Origin of the sequence: Acidovorax sp. K2F (assembly GCF_025246485.1) — a bacterium.
Classification (GTDB): Bacteria; Pseudomonadota; Gammaproteobacteria; order Burkholderiales; family Burkholderiaceae_C; genus Acidovorax; species Acidovorax delafieldii.
In genome coordinates this window covers 1-3,251 of sequence record NZ_JAOBSQ010000079.1, presented here as the reverse complement: position 1 = coordinate 3,251, position 3,251 = coordinate 1, and the positions used below count along the sequence as shown (strand labels likewise).

Annotated in this window: 3 protein-coding genes; 1 reads left to right on the top strand and 2 read right to left on the bottom strand. The window is 56.6% G+C overall.

The window, feature by feature from the left end; all coding sequences use genetic code 11:
• A partial coding sequence (locus tag N4G42_RS25230; protein WP_260669146.1) for a tyrosine-type recombinase/integrase occupies positions 1 to 590 on the top strand: 590 nt, incomplete at its 5' end.
• Here N4G42_RS25230 and N4G42_RS25225 read toward each other — a convergent pair.
• Both N4G42_RS25225 and N4G42_RS25220 read right to left on the bottom strand, forming a co-directional pair.
• Positions 582 to 1,802, bottom strand: coding sequence for a hypothetical protein (locus N4G42_RS25225; protein WP_260669145.1), 1,221 nt, complete (start codon positions 1,800 to 1,802; stop codon positions 582 to 584). The genes N4G42_RS25230 and N4G42_RS25225 overlap by 9 nt on opposite strands.
• Positions 1,803 to 2,357: 555 nt before the next feature.
• A partial coding sequence (locus N4G42_RS25220; protein WP_409557865.1) for a protein kinase domain-containing protein occupies positions 2,358 to 3,251 on the bottom strand: 894 nt, incomplete at its 5' end.

The following is a 3,251-nucleotide window of genomic DNA, read 5'->3' as shown; positions in this document are numbered from 1 at the left end:
TGTTCTCGCACATCTTCAACAAGGCCAGGGAATGGGGCTTCACCACAGCGCAGAATCCCTGCCAGGGCGTGAAGGGCTTCAAGGAAACGGGGCGCTCGCGCTATGTCACCGACGAGGAATTCAATCGCGTGCGGGCCAACGCACATTGCACGGTGGTGGACGCCATGGACATTGCCTTGCTTACCGGCCAACGGCCCGCCGATGTGCTCAAGATCAAGCGGACCGACATTCGGGATGGGGCCCTATGGATTGTGCAGAACAAGACCGGCGCACGCCTGGGCATCGAGATCACGGGCGAGTTGGCGGCTGTCATCGACAGGATCAACCAACGGCCCCGCAAGGCCATCAGCGCGTTTCTGATTCAGGACGAGAACGGCCAGCCGCTGAGCCAGTTCGCGCTGCGCTCACGCTTTGACAAGGCGCGGACGCTGGCAAAGGTGGATTTTCAGTTTAGAGATATTCGCGCGAAGGCTGCGACCGACACGGGAGACTTGGCCCACTCACAAAAGCTGTTGGCGCATAAGAACCGTGATATGACGGAGCACTACGTAAGAAGAAGGCTTGGCGAAAAAGTCCCACCCCTACGGTAAGTCGGGGTACCCACTCAAGTCCTTGTGAGCGACGCCAAAGACATGAGATTCGGTGACTTCTACTCCATGCCTCTGCAGGACATTCTCAATGAACTGTCGTTTGTATGCGGGGGCTCTTGGATCAACGCAAGCTGTTTGGAACATCCCTTCAGGCATCGAAACCACAAGCTGGGATCGGCCATTTGCTTCATCAGCCGTCTGAATTGCAGCGCAAATGTCGCTGAGGGCCTCAAAGTCTTTTTGATCCCCCTTCTGCGCCGCCCTGAACATGTCATCTGCCAGTCTTGCTCCCGCAGACTCCTTCATCGACTCCTCCCACCCGACCCTAATACTTACACGAACCTCGTGCTCGTATGCATAGGCGCGGTGTTTGAGAAATACACCTCGATCGAGCGCAGGTCGCAGCCTATCAAACCATTGCTTCCCGCTGGTCCTCTCCCGTTTTCCGTGTAGTTGGGGAGTAGCCTTAATTAGGCGTTGGGCCAGCGCTGCCCTACGACTTAGCCGCTTGGCGAGATCGTGCAAATCTTCATAGTGAGCTGAAACAACACGCGCCTCTGCCAATCTTGATCGAGACGCGACGTCAGGCTTCCGCTGTACGAGCATCCAATCCTCAATCACCGCACGAGCGCACAGATCTTGTAGGTTTCCGACCGTTGTTTGTAGCTTGATGCTTGCCCGATCTGGGGAGTACATCGACCACATCGCTACAGATTCAGGATTGATTGACCAACATGACACGAAATGACTGACCCGCTCGCGCCGAACAAGCGCATCCGTAGTCATCTCATCATGGGCACCAAACCGCATGCTGTGAGGGCCTAGCCCACCCGCCACGAAAAGACCAGCAACTAACCGGTCTATGCCTTCATTTAGGTCTTCGTACGCACTTACGCGTGTCAGCCAGAGCTTTTGTCGCTCCAACATCTGTGCGACGGAGAAAAAGTCGGCTATCCGATAGACCTTGGTGGTCGGATCTAGCTTCGAGTCTCGCTGTTGCTTAGCCAAATGCCAAGCAACCATGCGATCTTGAGGACTGAGTTGCTCAACGTCCATCGCATTCAATTGTAGAAATTGAGGGCCGGTTGTAGAAACGCCCCAGAACCCGAAACGGGCGCTGGGGCGCATAAATACTGGTGGCCTGGGGCGGAATCGAACCACCGACACAAGGATTTTCAAGACAACGCCCAGTTTCGAGGTAGCTGCGCCCAAGCTCAAGAATTGTAACGATTTTTCGCGCTCCGGCTGTGCCTCCCACGGACGCTTCCGAACTGACCGCCGAACCTTTCGTCAGCACCACCTGACGAGCCCCCCATTTTTCCAATCGAATCAGTGCGTTGGCGTCGCCGCTTCCGAACTCACCGACCTAGCGGTCTCAATGACAGCGCGACCCCTCTGGCTGGTGACTCCCGACGCTCACTGGCACATGGGGGTCGGGCAGAATCGGCCAAAAGAGGCCCGCGGCGTTTGGGCAATGCGGTGACTAAACCTTCCGCGATAGGCTACGTGGGAGCGGAACTTGAGCACCTACTAGGCCGCGCATACTAGAGGCAGCTTGGAAACCAGTTAGACCTCTTCGCGCGCCTGCTCGTCAGTGTCGTCAGACTCCTCGTCGTCGTCATTCCCCCTCCGTATTGCCCGAAGGCCCGTGAGAACTTGGTCACCATATGGCGTCAGCGTCCAGTAGGTTCCCGCGTCCTTGACGCTACGTGTTTTCTCACTCTTAGCGATGAGGCCCAGTGCGCGTGGCTGACCTCCTTGAGCAAACTAGTCGAAATCGGGAATGCTCGAAAACCGCCAGCCTGACTGGGGCTCATATTTGCGCGGATCGGCGAAGTATTGCTCGAGCTCTTGATTGCCTGAGAGGCTCAGTTCTTCATATCTCAAATCCCACATGACGCGACCAACGTCGGCGATGGCGGCTCGCTCCGAGGGCTTCTCTTCCATCATCCACCGAAAAAGACGAGGCAGAATGAGGCCGCCCGGAAGATCTAATGCGCCGAGTTCTCTCACTCGTTGTCTTATTAAGTTCCTGAGGGCGCCGTTGCGCACCTCGCAAGCGTAGTCACCTAGACTGGCTGAGACGCTCAACGGCTGCAGGGTTAGAACTCGGTATAGCAGCATGCCGAGTCCCCAACTCTCATATGTGCCGCCGAAATGGTGAGTCCGCTGCCACGGACTGAATACTTCCGGAGGGAGGCCAGTGAACGCCCCCCCAATCGTCCGGGGCGCATGTGCGAGCATCACGAAATTGTGATCAGGTTCGTCCTCGTAGTTACCCATGATGACCGGAAGCGCTTCGCCCCAATCAAGCACCTTGACCGCCGATCTCGCATCGACATCTTTTACCTGGGGGCCCATGAGTGCCAGCCCTTCTGGCAGCAGCATGATGTTCCCAGGATGAAAGTCACGGTGCTGATAGTTCCTTGTGGCTGTCGACATCGCGAAGGTGACCCGATGAAAGACTGCGAGGCGTTCTTCCACAGTCAGCTTGTCCGCACGCTCGATCCACGTTGAAAGCAACTCACCATGGATCCACTCAGTGACGAGTGCAAGAGTCTGCTGCTCATCGAACTCTTCAAAGTGCAGCACCTTCGGTGCGACATCGTCGATAGGAAACATGGCGATGGCCTCAAGAGCGTCCCGCTCCATGAGGAACTG